This is a genomic window from Sulfurovum sp., assembly GCF_049668085.1.
GTDB lineage: Bacteria > Campylobacterota > Campylobacteria > Campylobacterales > Sulfurovaceae > Sulfurovum.
This window is the reverse complement of the sequence record NZ_JBATIY010000142.1, coordinates 1-2,540: the sequence shown is the minus strand read 5'-3', so window position 1 is coordinate 2,540 and position 2,540 is coordinate 1. Positions and strand designations below refer to the sequence as shown.

The 2,540-nt window shown below is 38.7% G+C and carries 4 protein-coding genes; 3 read left to right on the top strand and 1 reads right to left on the bottom strand.

The window, feature by feature from the left end:
- Window positions 1–61 precede the first annotated feature (61 nt).
- The gene (locus WBM70_RS08930; protein ID WP_424558162.1) at window positions 62–685 is read right to left on the bottom strand and encodes a transposase; all 624 of its coding nucleotides are present in this window, start codon (window positions 683–685) and stop codon (window positions 62–64) included.
- A gap of 109 nt (window positions 686–794) precedes the next feature.
- Between WBM70_RS08930 and WBM70_RS08925 the strand changes: the two genes are divergently transcribed.
- The 3 genes from WBM70_RS08925 to WBM70_RS08915 are packed head-to-tail and all read left to right on the top strand — an operon-like array spanning window position 795 to window position 2,521.
- On the top strand, window positions 795–1,439 hold the full coding sequence (locus WBM70_RS08925) for a hypothetical protein (protein ID WP_424558161.1): 645 nt from the start codon (window positions 795–797) through the stop codon (window positions 1,437–1,439).
- 9 nt (window positions 1,440–1,448) lie between these two features.
- Window positions 1,449–2,231, top strand: coding sequence for a hydrogenase nickel incorporation protein HypB (gene hypB / locus WBM70_RS08920; RefSeq protein WP_424558160.1), 783 nt, complete (start codon window positions 1,449–1,451; stop codon window positions 2,229–2,231).
- Window positions 2,232–2,233: 2 nt separating this feature from the next.
- Entirely contained in the window at window positions 2,234–2,521 is a 288-nt protein-coding gene (locus WBM70_RS08915) for a HypC/HybG/HupF family hydrogenase formation chaperone (RefSeq protein ID WP_424558159.1), read from the top strand.
- Window positions 2,522–2,540: the final 19 nt, after the last annotated feature.

Below are 2,540 nucleotides of genomic sequence, written 5' to 3'. Positions count from 1 at the left end.
AGGTTTTATAATGAAACTACCAAAGAAAATGTAAAATAATTTTTCTCTTCTTATATGTTACCTAAGACTGTATACTGTTCATGGTGTTAAACCGCCACTCTGCTTCTTTGAGGTAGAAGATGAACTGTTCGTCACTCACACCTTTAAAACGGCAGATGAAAATTTCAAAATAGTCCCAAAACTTTGTGATGGTAGTTTGGGCTTTGGAGAGCTTTGAAATTTTGTTAAATGTGAGATACTTGAGTCTGAGTTTATTTTCTTTTTCTTCGTCATCTTCTAAGGGCATTTGTCTAGCACGTGGCATCATGAGGTTATAGACTTTGCCATCATAGGACAGGGTAAGGAAGTGTTGTAGTTTGTCAATGGTCTCTTCTATTTTGAGACTTTTAGGGAGGTAGAGATATTCATCGTAACCGGTTACCCTGTGCGCATTGTGTCTGTAGTGCGTATCTGCGTCTAGTGCAAGGTTTCTTCTAAACTTTTCAAAGTACTTTTGCACTGTGGCAAAGTGCATTTTAGTATTTAGGGCAGTCTCTCTAGCATTGTCGCCATTTTTGAAATGTTCAAAGAGTTTTACTTCACGTTCTAGCTTTCTAAGGCTGAACTTACGCTTGCATTTTCCACACTTGCGTTGCTGATTTGCCAATAGATAGGTATAAGGATGATCACAATAGATACATTTCATAAAAATAGTATACTTTTTAGTCCTTAAAATAGAGTAGAAATGATTTTTTTAATATGTACATAATTTTTAAAGACTATCATAGTGATAGTTATTTAATTTAGGAGAGAAGATGGAGTTATCACTACTGCTTGTATTTTGGTATGGCGTACTTCACGCCTTTGGGCCTGACCACCTTACGGCGATTGCAGACTTTTCCATTGGTAAGGATAAAAAGAAAACATTTGCCATTACTTCACTGTTTGCTGTGGGGCATGGTGTGAGTCTTTTCATATTTGCAAAAGTGCTTGAGTCAGTCTCGCTCTCTGAGGAGTTTTTGGCCTATGGAGATGTTATCTCTGCAACGGTCATTATCGCTATGGGTGTATACCTCTTGTTTATGGTATTTTCACAGCGAATACAGTTGCGTAAACATATGCACGAAGGTAAAGAACACATACACATTTGGTTTGGAAAATCACATGCACATGAGGGAGATGTGGTGGCAAAGAGTTCGTCCCTGACATTGGGTCTCTTAATGGGTGCTGGAGGTGTGAGAGGTATGCTCATTACCCTTGGTGTTGTACAAGGTGCACAAGTGGATTTTATGATGGTAGGTGCCTTTACCCTTGGTGTGATGTTGATCTTTGGTCTATTTGGTATGGTGATGCTTTATATCAACCAGAACTTTTTAGGGAACCTTACAAATGTAAGAAGAGCGTTTACCGCTGCGGGTGTGATTTCACTGGCAGTGGGAACCAATATATTAGTCGGATAGGAGAAAGAGATGTGTACAGATTGCGGGTGTAGTATAACAGGGAGTGACATTGAGCATAGTCACGAAGGTGAAGAACACAGTCATTCACATGATCATCAAAAAGCACATGAACATTTACATCACAATCCACAACTCAATGATGCAAAAACCATCTCTGTCATTCAAAAGATCTTAGATAAAAATGATCATGAAGCCGAGCATAATAGAAAGCATTTTGACAGTAAGGGGATTTTGGGCATCAATCTTATGAGCAGTCCCGGTAGTGGAAAAACGACCCTGCTAGAACATATGGCAGATGTGGCTGATTTCAAATTTGGTGTCGTTGAGGGTGATCTGGAAACAAGTAAAGATGCTGATAGACTAAAGGCTAAAGGCATTCCTGCTATGCAGATACAAACAGGTTCAGCCTGTCACTTGGATGCCTTCATGGTGCATAAAGGTTTACATGAGATGCCACTAGATGATCTAGACGTTTGTTTTGTTGAAAATGTTGGTAATCTTGTCTGTCCAGCTTCATATGATGTGGGCACACATTTGAATATCGTTCTTGTTTCTGTACCAGAAGGCGAAGATAAAATAGCGAAATACCCTGTTATGTTCCGTCAAGCTGATCTTATACTAATTACCAAAACAGATCTCTTGCCGTACTTCAAGTATGACATTGAAAATGAAAAATCTGAAGCGAGACGCATTAAACCCAATGTAGATATATTGGAAGTTAATATCAATGATATTAACTCAGTGCAATCGGTAGTTGATTGGATCAATTTTAAACGAAAGATGAGAGGTTAAACATGTGCTTATCTATACCATCAAAGGTCGTTGAAGTTGATGAAAACAATATGGCTACCGTCGACACTATGGGAATTAAACGTCATGTAAGTCTCGATCTAATGGCTGATGAAATAAATATTGGTGACTATATACTTATTCATGTTGGTTTTGCCATGAACAAAATCGATGAAGAAGAAGCATTGCAAAGTCTGGAAGTCTATAGAGAAATGCTTGAAGCAATGGAAGAGGAAGAGAGACGGAAAGTCATAGAGACCGATGACAATTGCGTCAACAGAGGCGAAGCATGAGTGAACTTCAACTGAAGGA